15 protein-coding genes are annotated in these 14981 nt (G+C 71.1%); 8 read left to right on the plus strand and 7 right to left on the minus strand.

The genetic code is table 11. The features are described 5' to 3' along the window. The first annotated feature begins 185 nt into the window (after nt 1-185). Nucleotides 186-2729, plus strand: a complete 2544-nt coding sequence (locus ACIQGV_RS30700) for an FHA domain-containing protein (RefSeq protein ID WP_402500139.1) — start codon at nt 186-188, stop codon at nt 2727-2729. Nucleotides 2730-2815: 86 nt separating this feature from the next. Here the strand turns inward: ACIQGV_RS30700 and ACIQGV_RS30705 are convergent, their stop codons facing one another. From ACIQGV_RS30705 to ACIQGV_RS30715, 3 genes are all read right to left on the minus strand, one after another. Then, complete coding sequence (locus ACIQGV_RS30705) at nt 2816-3613, minus strand: transglycosylase SLT domain-containing protein (protein ID WP_402500142.1); 798 nt, start codon at nt 3611-3613, stop codon at nt 2816-2818. Nucleotides 3614-3933: 320 nt separating this feature from the next. Then, complete coding sequence (locus tag ACIQGV_RS30710) at nt 3934-5016, minus strand: S-adenosylmethionine:tRNA ribosyltransferase-isomerase (protein ID WP_402500144.1); 1083 nt, start codon at nt 5014-5016, stop codon at nt 3934-3936. Between the two features lie 38 nt (nt 5017-5054). Further along, the gene (locus ACIQGV_RS30715; protein ID WP_402500146.1) at nt 5055-5753 is read right to left on the minus strand and encodes an SDR family NAD(P)-dependent oxidoreductase; all 699 of its coding nucleotides are present in this window, start codon (nt 5751-5753) and stop codon (nt 5055-5057) included. 184 nt (nt 5754-5937) lie between these two features. Between ACIQGV_RS30715 and ACIQGV_RS30720 the strand changes: the two genes are divergently transcribed. The 3 genes from ACIQGV_RS30720 to chpE all read left to right on the plus strand — a co-directional run bounded on the left by ACIQGV_RS30720 (nt 5938) and on the right by chpE (nt 8138). Further along, nucleotides 5938-7083 carry a GAF domain-containing sensor histidine kinase gene (locus ACIQGV_RS30720; protein WP_402500150.1) on the plus strand — a complete coding sequence of 382 codons (1146 nt, stop codon included), beginning with the start codon at nt 5938-5940 and terminating at the stop codon, nt 7081-7083. Continuing rightward, the gene (locus tag ACIQGV_RS30725) at nt 7076-7717 is read left to right on the plus strand and encodes a response regulator (protein ID WP_402500152.1); all 642 of its coding nucleotides are present in this window, start codon (nt 7076-7078) and stop codon (nt 7715-7717) included. The genes ACIQGV_RS30720 and ACIQGV_RS30725 overlap by 8 nt, the downstream gene beginning before the upstream one ends. 178 nt (nt 7718-7895) lie before the next feature. Next, a complete protein-coding gene (gene chpE, locus ACIQGV_RS30730) occupies nt 7896-8138 on the plus strand; it encodes a chaplin ChpE (RefSeq protein WP_402500155.1) in 243 nt (80 codons plus the stop codon). A 148-nt stretch (nt 8139-8286) separates the two neighbouring features. Here chpE and ACIQGV_RS30735 read toward each other — a convergent pair whose 3' ends face one another. Continuing rightward, the gene (locus ACIQGV_RS30735; protein WP_402500158.1) at nt 8287-9066 is read right to left on the minus strand and encodes a hypothetical protein; all 780 of its coding nucleotides are present in this window, start codon (nt 9064-9066) and stop codon (nt 8287-8289) included. Between the two features lie 161 nt (nt 9067-9227). Here ACIQGV_RS30735 and ACIQGV_RS30740 point away from each other — a divergent pair, with 161 nt between their 5' ends. From ACIQGV_RS30740 to ACIQGV_RS30750, 3 genes are all read left to right on the plus strand, one after another. Further along, entirely contained in the window at nt 9228-10025 is a 798-nt protein-coding gene (locus ACIQGV_RS30740) for an ABC transporter ATP-binding protein (protein WP_402500160.1), read from the plus strand. A gap of 82 nt (nt 10026-10107) precedes the next feature. Beyond that, a complete protein-coding gene (locus ACIQGV_RS30745; protein WP_402500162.1) occupies nt 10108-10539 on the plus strand; it encodes an NfeD family protein in 432 nt (143 codons plus the stop codon). 137 nt (nt 10540-10676) lie between these two features. Beyond that, complete coding sequence (locus tag ACIQGV_RS30750; protein ID WP_402500165.1) at nt 10677-11612, plus strand: SPFH domain-containing protein; 936 nt, start codon at nt 10677-10679, stop codon at nt 11610-11612. A gap of 105 nt (nt 11613-11717) precedes the next feature. Here ACIQGV_RS30750 and ACIQGV_RS30755 read toward each other — a convergent pair whose 3' ends face one another. The 3 genes from ACIQGV_RS30755 to ACIQGV_RS30765 all read right to left on the minus strand — a co-directional run bounded on the left by ACIQGV_RS30755 (nt 11718) and on the right by ACIQGV_RS30765 (nt 13782). Continuing rightward, nucleotides 11718-12224: an HNH endonuclease gene (locus ACIQGV_RS30755; protein WP_402500167.1), complete on the minus strand. Its 507-nt coding sequence runs from the start codon at nt 12222-12224 to the stop codon at nt 11718-11720. A gap of 186 nt (nt 12225-12410) precedes the next feature. Then, a complete protein-coding gene (locus ACIQGV_RS30760) occupies nt 12411-12950 on the minus strand; it encodes a YbhB/YbcL family Raf kinase inhibitor-like protein (RefSeq protein ID WP_402500170.1) in 540 nt (179 codons plus the stop codon). A 49-nt stretch (nt 12951-12999) separates the two neighbouring features. Further along, nucleotides 13000-13782 carry a sporulation protein gene (locus ACIQGV_RS30765; RefSeq protein ID WP_402500173.1) on the minus strand — a complete coding sequence of 261 codons (783 nt, stop codon included), beginning with the start codon at nt 13780-13782 and terminating at the stop codon, nt 13000-13002. A gap of 148 nt (nt 13783-13930) precedes the next feature. Between ACIQGV_RS30765 and ACIQGV_RS30770 the strand changes: the two genes are divergently transcribed. Next, complete coding sequence (locus ACIQGV_RS30770; protein ID WP_402500175.1) at nt 13931-14581, plus strand: DNA-3-methyladenine glycosylase; 651 nt, start codon at nt 13931-13933, stop codon at nt 14579-14581. Nucleotides 14582-14981: the final 400 nt, after the last annotated feature.

Raw genomic sequence — 14981 nt, forward strand, 5'->3', positions numbered from 1 at the left:
GAATACCACTCTCCGGCCAGGTTTCAACCCCCGTCAACGGCAAAGCATCAGTGCGCCCTGTCCGCTCTTCACAAGGCCCGACTTTCGGTCAGGGGGCCCCTCCTGAAATAGTTCCCCCCGATGTTCGACATCCCTAGACTCCCTGCGACGGGGGTAACTCGGGGGACAACTCAGTGGGGCATGGAGTGCCGGAACTCGTACTGGAATCAAACGGACGGACCTTGACGCTGGAGCCGTCGAGGTCCTACACGCTCGGACGCGATCCGCAGGGAGACGTCGTGTTCGACGACGCCAGGGTCTCCTGGCGGCACGCCACGGTCAGCTTCAACGGCCGCAGTTGGGTCATCGACGACCATGGCAGCACCAACGGCACGTTCGTGCAGGGGCAGCGGATCAGCCATCTGGAGATCGGCCCGGGCACCGCGCTGCACCTCGGCAACGCGACCGACGGCCCGCTGGTCAGCCTGAGCAGCGCCGCGGCCGGAGCGGCCGCGCCGCAGGCCCAGCCGCAGCAACAGCCGTACGCCGCGCAGGGCGCGGGCCCCGGCTGGGCCGCCCAGCAGCAGGCTCCCCAGCCGCAGCAGGCCCCGCAGCAGGCCCAGGCCCCGCAGGCCGGCTGGCAGCAGCAGCCGCAGCAGCCGGCCGCCGCGAGGGTCCCGCAGCAGCAGGGCCCGGGTGGGGGGATCGGCGAGCAGCCGGTCTACGGCGACCGCAGCCCCACCACGTTCCACCAGTTCTCCTTCGGCCGGGTGATGCGCATCGGCCGTGCGCTGGAGAACGACCTGGTCGTCTCGGACCTCCAGGTCTCGCGCCATCACGCGGAGTTCCATGCCACGCCCGACGGCCGCATGGAGATCCGCGACCTCGGTTCGCACAACGGCACGTACGTCAACGGTCAGCCGATCGCCAAGGGCGGTGCCGCCGTGCTCGGCGCGGCCGACATCGTCGGCGTCGGCCACTCGACGTTCCGTATCGTCGGCGACCGCCTGGAAGAGTTCGTCGACACCGGTGAGGTGTCCTTCTCCGCCCGCCATCTGACCGTGACGGTCGACGGCGGCAAGCAGATCCTCAAGGACGTCTCCTTCGGTGTCCCGGAGAAGTCGCTGATCGCGGTCATCGGACCGTCCGGTTCCGGCAAGTCCACCCTGCTCAAGGCGCTCACCGGCTACCGGCCCGCCAACCAGGGCGAGGTCCTCTACGACAACCGGAACCTCTACAAGCAGTTCGCCGAGCTGCGCCAGCGCATCGGTCTGGTCCCGCAGGACGACATCCTGCACAAGGAACTGACCGTCAAGAAGGCGCTCAAGTACGCGGCCAAGCTGCGCTTCCCCGCCGACACCACGGCCGCCGAGCGCGAGGCCCGGATCGACGAGGTGCTGCGCGAGCTCAAGCTCGACATCCACAAGGACAAGAAGGTCACCTCCCTGTCCGGCGGCCAGCGCAAGCGCGTCTCGGTCGCCCTGGAGCTGCTGACCAAGCCGTCGCTGATCTTCCTGGACGAGCCGACCTCCGGCCTCGACCCGGGCATGGACCGCGACGTCATGCAGCTGCTGCGCGGCCTCGCCGACGACGGCCGCACCGTCCTCGTCGTCACCCACTCGGTGGCCGAGCTGGCGATCTGCGACAAGCTCCTCGTGATGGCGCCGGGCGGCTCGGTCGCCTACTTCGGCCCGCCGGAGGAGGCGCTGAACTTCTTCGGCTACGACACCTGGGCCGATGTCTTCTCCGCCTTCGAGAACTACCGCGACTACGACTGGGCGGGCCGCTGGAAGGGCTCGCAGCACTACCAGATGTACGCCGCGGACATCGACGCCGTCGCCCCGCAGGCCGTACAGATGCCGGCCCTGCAGGCGATGAAGCCGCCGAAGCCGCAGGGCTGGATGTCACAGTTCGTCACGCTGGTGCGCCGCTACACCTCGGTGATCGCCTCCGACAAGGGCTTCCTCGCCCTGATGGTGATCCTGCCGGCCGTCCTCGGCGCGGTGAGCCTGCTCATCGACCCCGACCGCGGACTGCTGCCCAACCCGCCCAACCCGCAGTCCGGGCGGATCATCCCCAACGGCACGGCCACCACCGTCCTGCTGATCCTCGCCGTCGGCGCCTGTTTCGCGGGCGCGGCGAACTCGGTCCGTGAGCTGATCAAGGAACGGGTGATCTACGAGCGGGAGCGCGCGACCGGCCTGTCCCGCTCGGCGTACCTGATGTCGAAGGTGTTCGTGCTCGGCATGATCACCGTGTTCCAGGGCCTCCTGGTCGGTGTCATCGGCTTCTCCAGCCGTGAGATCCCCGAGGAGGGCCTCGTCCTCGGCGGCGCCACCATGGTCGAGCTGTCCGTGCCGATCATGGCGCTGGGCTTCACCTCGATGATGTTCGGCCTGATCATCTCCTCGCTGGTGAAGACCGCCGAGAAGACGATGCCGCTGCTGGTCATGTTCGCGATCATCCAGGTCGTCTTCACCGGCTGCCTCTTCGCCCTGAACGGCACGGTCGGCGTCAACCAGTTCTCGTACCTGATGCCGTCCCGCTGGGCTGTCGCCGCCGCGGGCGCCACGCTGGACTTCAACCGGATCAGCCCGCCCGAGGAGGGCGCGGACACCGATCCGCTGTGGGAGCACACCGTCGGCGCCTGGGGCATGGACATGGCCGCCCTGATCGCGCTCGGCGTGCTCTGCGGCTTCTTCGTGGCCCGCTTCCTGCGCCGCCACGAGCCCGAGGTCATGCGCAAGTGACTCCCTCGTGAAACCCCGAAGGGCGGCACCTCGTCAGGAGGGTGCCGCCCTTCGGCGTTCACGGGTGCCGAGGTCCGCGCCAGACCTCAGTACGCGCTGTTCACGTTGTCGATCGAGCCGTACCGGTCGGCCGCGTAGTTGGCGGCGGCGGTGAGGTTGGCGACCGGGTCGTACTGGCTCCAGGCGGTGCCGGGGACGTGGTACGCGTCGAAGGTCGGCTTGATGATCTGCAGCAGACCGATCGACGGGACGCCGTTCTGGGCGTTGATGTCCCAGTCGTTGATCGCGTTCGGGTTGCCCGAGGACTCCCGCATGATGTTGCGGTGCAGGCCGTTGTACGTACCCGGGATGCCCTTGTCGTGCATGATGTCCAGGGCCTCGCTGATCCAGCCGTGCAGGTTGTTGCCGTAGGTCTTGGCGGCGGCCCGCTCGACCTTCTTCGCCTTCTTCACGTGCTCGACGTGCGGGCGCTGCGCGGAACGGCTCGCGGCCTTCCGCGCGGCACGCTCCTTGGCGGCCTTGTCGGCGGCGGCCTTCTGCGCGGCCCTGCGCTTGGCGTCGGCCTCGGCCTTGCGCTTCGCCTCCGCCGCGGCCTTCGCCTTGGCGACGGCGTCCTGTGCGGCCTTGTGCTGGGCCTCGATGGCGTCGACCTTGACGCTCGCGCCGGCGAGCTGGTCGGTCAGGGTCGTCCTGACGTCGGAGACCTTCCCGGAGCTGTAGGCCACGGGAGCGGTGGCGGCCTCCGCCGTGGTCGTCCCGCCGCCCGTGGGGAGCACGGAGAACGCGAGCGCCGCGGCGCCGAGCGTGGCGACGCCGGCGAACGAGAGCTTGTGGGTCTTGGTCAGGGTGCGACTGCGACCGGGCTTCCGGGTGTGCTTGGGCATGGCGGATGGACCTCTTCGAATAGCGCGGAGGTCGCTCTTCGTCCGGCGGGGAACCTCTTCGTCCGGCGGGGACGCGGTTGCTTCCCACGGGAACGCCGCGGGCGGATGACCCGCGGCGCTGAGCGACGGTTGCCATTCTTAGCGGCCGCAAAAATCCCAGGCAAAGGTGTGACGTACGATCCCCGATAGTGGATCAGGGAATGACAAAATAGGACAGATTGGACCGTCTATCCCGTTGGGGCCACGGGTGCCCGTCTCCTAGGCTCCTTCGTACGTGACCTGGACCCTATGCGCGGGCTCACATCGCCCGCACGGCGCGCTCACCGCGCGTCGCCGCCGCGACGCCCGGAGTGAGCGGTCTCCTCCGGGAGGAGGAGATGGACGTCCCCGAACTCGTGCCACAGATAGCGCTCGCGCAGCGCCGCCTCGTACGCACGGTCCACCGCGGCCCGCCCCGCCACCGCCCGGAGCATCAGCAGATGCGAGGCCGCAGGCTCGTGCAGCCCGGTCAGCAGCCCGTCCACCGCGCGCACCCCCCGCTCGGGCGTGACGACCAGATCCGTCCACCCCCCGGCCGCCCGCACCACCCCGTCCGCGCCCGTGGCCGACTCCACGGCCCGCACGGCCGTCGTCCCCACGGCGACGACCCGCCCGTCCCCGGCCCGGACCGCGTTGACGAGCCGCGCCGACGCCTCCGGCACCGCGAAGCGCTCCGGGTACGGCGGCTCGTGCGCCTCCGCCGACGCCACCCCCGTGTGCAGCGTCACGGGCGCGAACTGCACCCCCCGGCTCACCAGCTCCGCCACCAGCCGCGCGGTGAAGGGCCGCGCCGCACTCGGCATCTCGGCGCTGCCCTCCCCGTCGTCCGACGGCAGCGCGAACACCGTCTGGTACACGGACAGCGGCTGGTCCCGCTCGGTGTAGGAGTACCGGATCGGCCGCCCGTGCCGCCGCAGCAGCCCCGCCACGTCCTGCCCCTCCGGCCGGGCCCACCACAGCCGGTCACCGCCCCCGCCCAGCGGCTCCTCCACCACCAGCCGCCCGCCGCCGTCCAGCCCCACGACAGACCCCGCGGGCCCGCCCGCACGCGCACGCGTGGAACCCCGCCCGTCCGGATCCCGCAGCTCCACCGCCCACCGGCCGTCGTCCCCGCGCGTGGAGAAGTGCACCACCACGCGCGCGTGCCCGATCCGCCCGTCCACGGCCGCCGCCAGCGTCGGCGAGGTGTTCACCACCAGCAGGTCCCCCGCCCGCAGCAGCCCCGGCAGCTCCGCGAAGGCGTGGTGCGACACCGCGCCCCCGCGCGACACGAGCAGGCGTACGGCGTCCCGGTCCAGCCCAGGCCCCCGCTGCTCGGCCGGCACCCGCGCGGACAGCTCCGCGGGGACCTCCTCGCCCCGCACCGCGCCGCTCCCGTGCGGGGCCCGACCCGTCGCCACGCTCACCGTGACCCCAGCAGCGCCTGAGCCGCGTACCGGCCGCTCGGCGGGCGCTCGTCCAGCAGCCGCAGGAAGCCGGGCGCCACCTCCTCGGGGTCCGGCGTCCCCGAGAGGCCCTCGCCGGGCTCCGCCGCGGCCAGCATGTCCGTGCGCATACTGCCCGGGTCCACCCACCACACCCGCAGCCCCGGCTCCTCCACCGCCAGCACCGCCGACAGCTGGTCCAGGGCCGCCTTCGTCGCCCCGTAGGCGCCCCAGGTCCCGTACGCCTCCACGGCCGCGTCCGAGCTGACGTTCACCACCGCCCCGGCCGGCGCCTGCCTCAGCAGCGGCAGCGCCTCCTGCACCAGCGCCAGCGGCGCCACCACGTTCGCCTCCAGCGCCGCCCGGAACGCCTCCACCGGATGCGCCTCCAGCGTCACCAGCGGCGCCACGCCCAGCGTCCCCGCGTTGTTCACCAGCAGATCGACACCGCCCAGCCGCCACGCCGCCGCCACCAGCTCCGCCCGGTGCCGGGCGTCCGTGACGTCACCGGCCACCCCCGACACCCGCGTGCCGTGCACCGACAGCGCGTCCACGGCCTCCTTCAGCCGCCCCTCGTCCCGCGCGTCCAGGGCCAGATCCCACCCCCGCGCCGCCAGCGCCTGCGCGAGTGCCCTGCCGAGCCCCTTCGACGCCCCCGTGATGACTGCTACCGGCATGACCTTCTCCCTCGTCCCGTCCGCCGCCGACCGGCGCTGGACCCAACGTAGGAACACGGCCGCCCGCGCCACCTCGGACGCGGGAAGCAACGCACGCGGCCCTTTCGCCCTAGGACCGCCGCCCTAGGCGAGGGCCGTCACAGGGCGGATCCGCGCTGTCGCACCCCGCCGGTACCGTGAGGACATGAGCCAAGGTCATCGGTCCGGTCTCGCCGCGGTCAGCGCCGCACTGCTGGCCATGAGCAGACACCTGGAGATGCGCGACGTCCTCAAGACGATCGTCGCCTCCGCCCGTGAACTGCTCGACGCGCAGTACGCGGCCCTCGGCGTCCCCGACGACCACGGCGGCTTCGCCCAGTTCGTCGTCGACGGCGTCGACGAGGCCCGGTGGAAGGCCATCGGCCCCCTGCCCCGCCAGCACGGCATCCTCGCGTCGATGCTCCACGAGGCCAGGCCGGAGCGCCTCGCCGACGTCCGCAAGGACCCCCGCTTCGAGGGCTGGCCCGCCGCCCACCCCGAGCTCTCCGACTTCCTCGGCCTGCCCGTCCGCGACGGGGACGAGATCATCGGGGCGATCTTCCTCGCCAACAAGAACTGCGCCCGGCCCGACGGCGGCTGCGGCTTCACCGAGGAGGACGAGGAACTCCTCGGGATCCTCGCGCAGCACGCGGCCATCGCCCTCACCAACGCCCGCCTGTACGAGCGCAGCCGCGAGCTCACCATCGCAGAGGAGCGCTCCCGGCTCGCCCACGAGCTGCACGACGCCGTGAGCCAGAAGCTCTTCTCCCTGCGCCTGACCGCCCAGGCGGCCACCGCCCTCGTCGACCGCGACCCCGCCCGCGCCAAGGACGAGCTGCACCAGGTGGCCTCCCTCGCCGCCGAGGCCGCCGACGAACTGCGCGCCGCCGTCGTCGAGCTGCGCCCCGCCGCCCTCGACGAGGACGGCCTCGTCGCCACCCTGCGCAACCAGACCCAGGTCCTCGACCGCGCCCACAGCGCGCGCGTGACCTTCGCGAGCCACGGCGTGCGCGCCCTGCCCGCGGCACAGGAGGAAGCCCTGCTGCGCGTCGCCCAGGAGTCCCTGCACAACGCGCTGCGCCACTCGGGCGCCGGACACGTCGACGTCACCCTCGACCGGCGCGGAGGCGGCGCGGTCCTGCGCGTCACGGACGACGGCAGCGGCTTCGACCCCCGGACGGTGCGCCGCGCCGGACGCCACCTCGGCCTGGTCTCCATGCGGGACCGCGCGAGCGGGGCCGGCGGAAGCCTGACGGTGGAATCGGCGCCCGGCAAGGGCACCACGGTCGAGATGGAGGTCCCCGGTGGCTGACGCAATCAAGGTGCTGCTCGTCGACGACCACCAGGTGGTCCGCCGGGGTCTGCGGACGTTCCTGGAGGTGCAGGACGACATCGAGGTCGTCGGCGAGGCCGCCGACGGCGAGGAGGGCGTCGCCCGGGCCGAGGAACTGCGCCCCGACGTCGTCCTGATGGACGTCAAGATGCCCGGCACGGACGGCGTCGAGGCGCTGCGCAGACTGCGCCGGCTGGACAACCCCGCGCGCGTGCTGATCGTCACCAGCTTCACCGAGCAGCGCACCGTGGTCCCGGCCCTGCGCGCGGGCGCGTCCGGCTACGTCTACAAGGACGTCGACCCCGACGCGCTCGCCGGCGCCATCCGGTCCGTCCACGCCGGCCACATCCTGCTCCAGCCCGAGGTCGCCGGCGTCCTGCTCTCCCAGGAGGAGACGGGCCCGGGCCAGGGGAGGGGCGGCTCGCTCACCGAGCGGGAGCGCGAGGTGCTCGGCCTGATAGCGGACGGCCGCTCCAACCGCGAGATCGCCCGGGCCCTGGTGCTGTCCGAGAAGACCGTCAAGACCCATGTGTCGAACATCCTCATGAAGCTCGATCTGGCGGACCGCACCCAGGCCGCGCTCTGGGCGGTCCGTCACGGAATGGCCGGTTGAGGTATCGGTCCCGGGCATGTGCGGGCACACTGCGCACCGATCCGGAAGGTTCCGCTCCGGGCTGAGATTCATACCGTCGTGGGAATGTCCCCCGAATGGCGCACCCTCCGCGCCGCTCCGGCGTTCTCCAGTGCGTGCTGCGGCGACTGCCGCGGCGATCGCCAGGGAGGGCTCAGAAGTGAAGATCCTGAAGAAGGCAGCGGCCGTGACGATGGTGGCCGGTGGTCTGGTGGCCGCCGGCGCCGGGATGGCCTCCGCCACCGACGCACATGCGGGGGGCGCGGCCGAGCACTCTCCCGGTGTCCTCTCGGGCAACCTCGTCCAGGCCCCGGTCCACATCCCGGTCAACGCGGTCGGCAACAGCGTGAACGTCATCGGTGTGCTGAACCCCGCGTTCGGCAACCTCGGCCTGAACCACTGAGCATCACCGGCCCGGGGGCCCCTCACGCCGTTCCGGCGCGAGGGGCCCCGCCGCACCCGCCCAGGGGCGCGGGCGGCCGACGGCGACCCGCAGCCGGCCACGCCGGGCCGGCACCCCGCCGCGGCGCACTGCGGCATTCAGCGGAGCGTCACCGCTCCCGCTCCTCCACATACGCGTTGTACGCCGCCACCTGCGCCCGCCGCGCCGTCCGCTCCACCGGCCGCAGCGCCGCGCCCCGCGCCGCCATCTCCGACGCGCTCACCGCACCCCCGTGCCCGTTCTCATGGGCGAGGGAGACCAGCAGCCCCACCCGCTGCGCCAGCTCCAGCACCCGCACCGCCCGCGGCGGATACCCCGGTGCCAGCACCTCCCGCCCCCGCTCGGCCCGGGCCCGGTACGCGTCCAGCGCCGCCTCCGCCACCGGCCCCGACGCGGCCACGTCCAGCCGCGTCAGCACCTCGGTCGCCTCCCGGAGGGCCTGCGCCAGCTCCCGCTCCGCCTCACCCAGCGACGGCACATCCGCCCCGGGCGCCTCCCGCACCGGCAGGCAGTGCCACACCACCTCGACATGCACATCGCCCTCGGGGCCGGCCTCGTACACCTCCGGCACGAGCCCCAGCGCGGCCCCGTGACAGACGACGGCCTCCTCCGCCTCCAGCGCCCGCGCGTTGAACTCCGGCGGCCCGCTCAGCCCCAGCGGATGCCCGGGCGCCGGCAGCGCCACCCGCAGGCCGGTCACCCCCAGACCCCGCAGCCGCCCCAGCGCGAGCGTCAGTCCGACGGGCGCCGACTCGCCCGGCAGCCCCTCCACCCGGTGCACGGCGTCCTCCCCGACGACCGCCGAGACGGCGTCGTCCGGCGAGACAAGTCCGGCGAGAAGGGCATTTCCCCAAGCGGCAAGGCGACCAGAGCGCGGTTCCGAAAGCATGCCTCCACCCTAAGGAACGCCCAAGCACCGGACCGATGGAACAGCCCGGCCGACCAGTGGCGTAGATTCGTTCAGGGCTGCGCCCACCGGCGCGGCGCATCGAGCCACACGCGTACGCGACAGCCGAGACCGGCCACACTGCAAGGGGAGACAACGCGCTCATGAGCGATGTTCTGGAGCTTCAGGACGTATCCGTGGTCCGCGAGGGCCGGGCTCTGGTGGACCAGGTCTCCTGGTCGGTCAAGGAGGGCGAGCGCTGGGTCATCCTCGGTCCCAACGGCGCCGGCAAGACCACCCTCCTCAACGTCGCCTCCAGCTACCTCTACCCCAGCAAGGGCACCGCCTCCATCCTCGGCGAGACCCTCGGCACCCCCGGCACCGACGTCTTCGAACTGCGCCCCCGCATCGGCGTGGCCGGCATCGCCATGGCCGACAAGCTCCCCAAGCGCCAGACCGTCTTCGAGACCGTCCTCACGGCCGCCTACGGCATGACCGCCACCTGGCACGAGGACTACGACGAGGTCGACGAGCAGCGCGCCCGCGCCTTCCTCGACCGCCTCGGCATGAGCGACTACCTGGAGCGCAGGTTCGGCACCCTCTCCGAGGGCGAGCGCAAGCGCACCCTCATCGCGCGCGCCCTGATGACCGACCCCGAGCTGCTCCTCCTCGACGAGCCCGCCGCCGGCCTCGACCTCGGCGGCCGCGAGGACCTCGTCCGCCGCCTCGGCCGCCTCGCCCGCGACCCGATCGCCCCCTCCATGATCATGGTCACGCACCACGTCGAGGAGATCGCCCCCGGCTTCACCCACGTCCTGATGATCCGCCAGGGCAAGGTCCTCGCCGCCGGCCCCCTGGAGCTGGAGCTCACCTCCCGCAACCTCTCCCTCTGCTTCGGCCTCCCGCTCCTCGTCGAGCAGGTCGGCGACCGCTGGACCGCCCAGGGCCTGCCGCTGTCCTGATCACCAACAGGCCCGGTGCGCCTGCCCGTTCGCACCTCGGCGCGCTCTGTCGGCGACCGGGCCGCGGACCTACCATGACCGTGTGAACGACATCGACGCATGGGTGTGGTGGCTCGTCGGCGCGGCCGCGCTCGGAATCCCGCTCGTGGTCACCGCCATGCCCGAGTTCGGCATGCTCGCGGTCGGCGCCCTCGCCGCGGCGGCCGTCGCCGGCCTCGGCGGCGGCCTGGTCCTCCAGGTCCTCGCCTTCGTCGCCGTCTCCGTCGCCCTCATCGCCGTCGTACGGCCCGTCGCGGCACGCCATCGCACCCAGCGCCCCCGACTCGTCACCGGCGTGGAGGCGTTGAAGGGCAGACAGGCCGTCGTCCTGGAACGCGTCGACGGCTCCGGCGGCCGGATCAAGCTCGCCGGTGAGATCTGGTCGGCCCGCGCACTCGACACCGACCGCACCTACGACGCCGGCGAGGCGGTCGACGTCGTGGACATCGAAGGGGCCACCGCCATCGTCATGTGACCTTGTCAGCCAGGGTGTGGCGCAACTGAACCGAACGCCCCCCGGGGCACGCGACGGTCTGTCAGACTCGTCCAGCAAGATCTTCGACGAACACGAGATCTGCCGAGAGCGCCGAGGCGAGAAGGGTACGGGGAACGATGGAACCGATCATCATCGTCCTGATCATTCTGGTGGTGTTGGTCTTCATCGCCCTGATCAAGACGATCCAGGTCATCCCACAGGCGAGCGCCGCCATCGTCGAGCGCTTCGGCCGCTACACACGGACACTGAACGCGGGCCTCAACATCGTCGTCCCGTTCATAGACACCATCCGCAACCGCATCGACCTGCGTGAACAGGTCGTCCCGTTCCCGCCGCAGCCGGTGATCACCCAGGACAACCTGGTGGTCAACATCGACACCGTCATCTACTACCAGGTGACCGACGCCCGCGCCGCGACCTACGAGGTCGCCAGCTACATCCAGGCGATCGAGCAGCTCACCGTCACCACGCTGCGCAACATCATCGGCGGCATGGACCTCGAACGCACCCTGACCTCCCGCGAGGAGATCAACGCCGCCCTGCGCGGGGTCCTCGACGAGGCCACCGGCAAGTGGGGCATCCGCGTCAACCGCGTCGAGCTCAAGGCCATCGAACCGCCCACCTCCATCCAGGACTCGATGGAGAAGCAGATGCGCGCCGACCGCGACAAGCGCGCCGCGATCCTCCAGGCCGAAGGTGTCCGCCAGTCGGAGATCCTGCGTGCCGAGGGCGAGAAGCAGTCCCAGATCCTGCGCGCCGAGGGCGAGGCCAAGGCCGCGGCCCTGCGCGCCGAGGGCGAGGCCCAGGCCGTCCGTACGGTCTTCGAGGCCATCCACGCCGGTGACCCCGACCAGAAGCTGCTCAGCTACCAGTACCTCCAGATGCTCCCCAAGCTCGCCGAGGGCGACGCCAACAAGCTCTGGATCGTCCCCAGTGAGATCGGCGACGCCCTCAAGGGCCTCTCCGGCGCGATGGGCAACTTCGGCGCCCAGATCCCCTCGCCGGCGAACCGAACGGCCACGGAACGCACCGAGAAGCCGAACATCGACTGACACCCCGCGCAACGCGCAGTTCCCCGACTCCCCCGAAGGGGCGGGGAACTGCGCGAGGAACCATGACGGACCCGCGGACGGCGACGGGACGGGCGGCCTTGCGCCCTAAGCCGCCACGTTGCCCAACCAGTCGGGCAGCGCGGCGAAGTCCTCGGCCCCCAGCGCCAGCAGCATCGCATCCTGAGGGGTCGGCTCGAACGGCTCCCGCAGCAACGGCATCCCCGCCTGCTCGGGAGTCCTGTCGGCCTTGTGGTGATTGTCCTCCGCGCAGGAGGCCACCGTGTTCAGCCACGTGTCCTGCCCGCCCTGCGCCCGCGGCACCACATGGTCCACGGTCGTCGCCCTGCGCCCGCAGTACGCGCACCGGTGCCGGTCCCGTACCAGCACACCCCGCCTCGACCACGGAGCTTGTCTTCGGAAGGGCACCCGTACGTACCTGCACAGCCTGATGACCCGGGGCGCCGGTATGTCGACCGCGGCCCCTCGCATCCGCAGTTCGGGGTGGGCCTGCTCGACGACCGCCTTGTCCTGGAGCACCAGAACGACGGCACGGTTCAACGTCACCGTCGACAGCGGCTCGAAGCTCGCGTTGAGTACCAGCGTGTCCCGCATACCAGCCCACCTCCCGTGTGCACCGGCCCACCCCCTGGCGGGCTGGGATCAACTCTGGCCGGGCACGCCGAGATGGACAACGCAATATCTGCTGCTCCCATGGGGGTGACCCTCATGCCCCCGGCAACAAAAATGCCCGCCTCTGATCACTTCCAAGACCAGAGGCGGGCAAACGTTCTGTGAACGTCAGCCTTCGGCGGGCACTTCGTACTCACCGATCAGCTGGGCACGCGCGAGCGTGTGGAACCGCAGGTTGAACCCGACCACCGCGGGCGAGGCGTCCGAGTCCGGACCGAGTTTCTCCTGGTCCACGGCGTAGACCGTGAACACGTACCGGTGCGGACCGTCGCCGGGCGGCGGAGCGGCACCGCCGAAGTCCTTCGACCCGTAGTCGTTGCGCACCTGTACGGCGCCTTCCGGCAGTCCCTCGAACTTCCCGCTGCCCGCGCCCGTCGGCAGCTCCGTCACGGAGACGGGGATGTCGAAGACGCTCCAGTGCCAGAACCCGCTGCCCGTCGGGGCGTCCGGGTCGTAGACCGTCACGGCGAAGCTCCGGGTCTCCGGCGGGAAGCCCTCCCACCGCAGCTGCGGTGAGGTGTTGCCGGCCGCGTGGACCTGAGCGTCCTTGAGCGTCGCCCCCTCCTGGACGTCCTCGCTCGTGACCGTGAAGGACGGCACCGGCGGATGGAAGTCGTGGGGGAGCGGCCGGCGCTTGGGCTCGGTCACCTGGGTACCTCCTGATCGGTTCCTGCAGTCGGAACCGAGCCTAGGACCACTAGAACCAGTTGCGCTTGCTGCCGACCTCGGACAGCCACTGGTTGAGGTACGCCGCCCAGTCGGTCCCGTGATAGTCGTTCAGGCCGACCTGGAACGAGCGGAACGTGTCGCTGCCCTCGCTGAACAGACCCGGCTTCTTGTCCATCTCCAGCACCACGTCCATCGCCTGCGCGTCGGCGACGAAGCTCAGCTCGACCTGGTTCAGACCCCGGTACTGCTGCGGCGGGAAGAACTCGATCTCCTGGTAGAACGGCAGCTTCTGCCGCGTACCCCGGATGTGGCCCCGCTCCATGTCGGCGTTCTTGAACCGGAAGCCGAGCTGGATGAACGCGTCCAGGATCGCCTTCTGCGCCGGCAGCGGGTGCACGTTGATCGGGTCCAGGTCGCCCGAGTCCACCGCGCGGGCGATGGCCAGCTCGGTCGTGACACCGATGTGCATCCCGCGCAGCGGCTGGCCGTCGATCATGGTGACCGGCGTCTCCCACGGGATCTCCAGCCCGAACGGCACCGTGTGCACGACACCGGCCTGAAGCTCGAAGGCGCCGCCGAGCTGCTGCTTGGTGAACTCGATGTTCTGCTTGTACTCCTGGTCCTGGCCCTCGACCTCGACCTGTGCCTGGAGCCCGACGGACAGCCCCTCGATCTGCTGGCTGACGGAACCGCCCTGGATGCGCACCTCGCCCTGGACGACACCGCCCGGCACGACGTTGGCCTCGGTCAGCACCGTCTCCACCGACGCACCGCCGGCACCCAGGCTCGCGAGCAGCTTCTTGAACCCCATGACTCTCCTTGTGACGAGTGGACCCTTGATCCCCTTGACCCTTAGAAACGCGATCCGGCCGTGGCCGGTTCCGCCACCTCACCCTGGCAAGACGGCGGCCCCCTGGCCAGCCCGGTGCACGCACCCGCCTCCATTACCCTCGGACGGCGTGATCGCGACCCCCGACCGTACGCCCCTGCCCAGGACCTTCTTCGACCGCCCCGTACTGGAGGTGGCCCCCGATCTTCTGGGCCGCATCCTGGTCCGGGCCACCCCGGACGGTCCGATCGCCGTGCGCCTGACCGAGGTGGAGGCGTACGACGGCGGGAACGACCCGGGTTCCCACGCCTGTCGCGGGCGCACCCCCCGCAACGACGTGATGTTCGGTCCGCCCGGACATGTGTACGTCTACTTCACCTACGGCATGTGGCACTGCATGAACCTCGTCTGCGGCCCCGCGGGCCGGGCGAGCGCTGTTCTCCTGCGGGCCGGCGAGATCGTCGAGGGCGCCGAGGCGGCACGCCTGCGCAGGCTCTCGGCCCGCAACGACAAGGAACTGGCCAAAGGTCCCGCCCGTCTCGCCACGGCCCTGGACGTCGACCGCACCCTTGACGGCACGGACGCGTGTGCCTCCGGAGAGACGCCGCTGAGGATCCTGGCCGGCACGCCGATCGCCTCCGGCCAGGTACGGAACGGTCCGCGCACCGGGGTGTCCGGGGCGGGCGGCGACGGGGAGCTCCACCCCTGGCGCTACTGGATCGACGGGGACCCCACGGTCAGCCCTTACAGGGCCCACGTCCCCCGGCGCCGCCGAACTTGACTCGCCCATGCCCGGTGCGTAATGTAGCCCGAGCCGCTTGAACCGGGTACGGCAATCGCCTGCAGCCGGAAGCGGCCAACCCACTACCTACGACATCCCCTCAGCGGGGGTGAATTCGTCGTGCCTGCACGCCCGAATTCAAACTCGCGGGGCTCGATTATGAGTCGTCCAGGGAATGCGCTAACGTAGTGAATGTCGAAAGGCCGCGAGGCGAAAGCCCCAAAGCCCAAGGCAAATCCCGCCGACAGGGAATCGGATCGAAAAGAATCTGATAGAGTCGGAAGCGCCGGAAAGGGAAACGCGGAAGCGGGACCCTGGAAAGCACCGAGGAAATCGGGCCGGGAAACGGTCTGATAGAGTCGGAGACGCAAGACCGAAGGGAAAAGCCCGGAGGAAAGCC

Source organism: Streptomyces sp. NPDC093094, from assembly GCF_044754345.1.
Lineage (GTDB): Bacteria > Actinomycetota > Actinomycetes > Streptomycetales > Streptomycetaceae > Streptomyces.

What these genes read in the sequence shown, in the direction of transcription:
- ACIQGV_RS30735 (WP_402500158.1), bottom strand. Translation starts at nt 9,066, where the DNA reads ATGCTTTCGGAACCGCGCTCTGGTCGCCTTGCCGCTTGGGGAAATGCC.
- ACIQGV_RS30715 (WP_402500146.1), bottom strand. Translation starts at nt 5,753, where the DNA reads ATGCCGGTAGCAGTCATCACGGGGGCGTCGAAGGGGCTCGGCAGGGCA.
- ACIQGV_RS30705 (WP_402500142.1), bottom strand. Translation starts at nt 3,613, where the DNA reads ATGCCCAAGCACACCCGGAAGCCCGGTCGCAGTCGCACCCTGACCAAG.
- ACIQGV_RS30750 (WP_402500165.1), top strand. Translation starts at nt 10,677, where the DNA reads ATGGAACCGATCATCATCGTCCTGATCATTCTGGTGGTGTTGGTCTTC.
- ACIQGV_RS30765 (WP_402500173.1), bottom strand. Translation starts at nt 13,782, where the DNA reads ATGGGGTTCAAGAAGCTGCTCGCGAGCCTGGGTGCCGGCGGTGCGTCG.
- ACIQGV_RS30755 (WP_402500167.1), bottom strand. Translation starts at nt 12,224, where the DNA reads ATGCGGGACACGCTGGTACTCAACGCGAGCTTCGAGCCGCTGTCGACG.
- ACIQGV_RS30720 (WP_402500150.1), top strand. Translation starts at nt 5,938, where the DNA reads ATGAGCCAAGGTCATCGGTCCGGTCTCGCCGCGGTCAGCGCCGCACTG.
- ACIQGV_RS30740 (WP_402500160.1), top strand. Translation starts at nt 9,228, where the DNA reads ATGAGCGATGTTCTGGAGCTTCAGGACGTATCCGTGGTCCGCGAGGGC.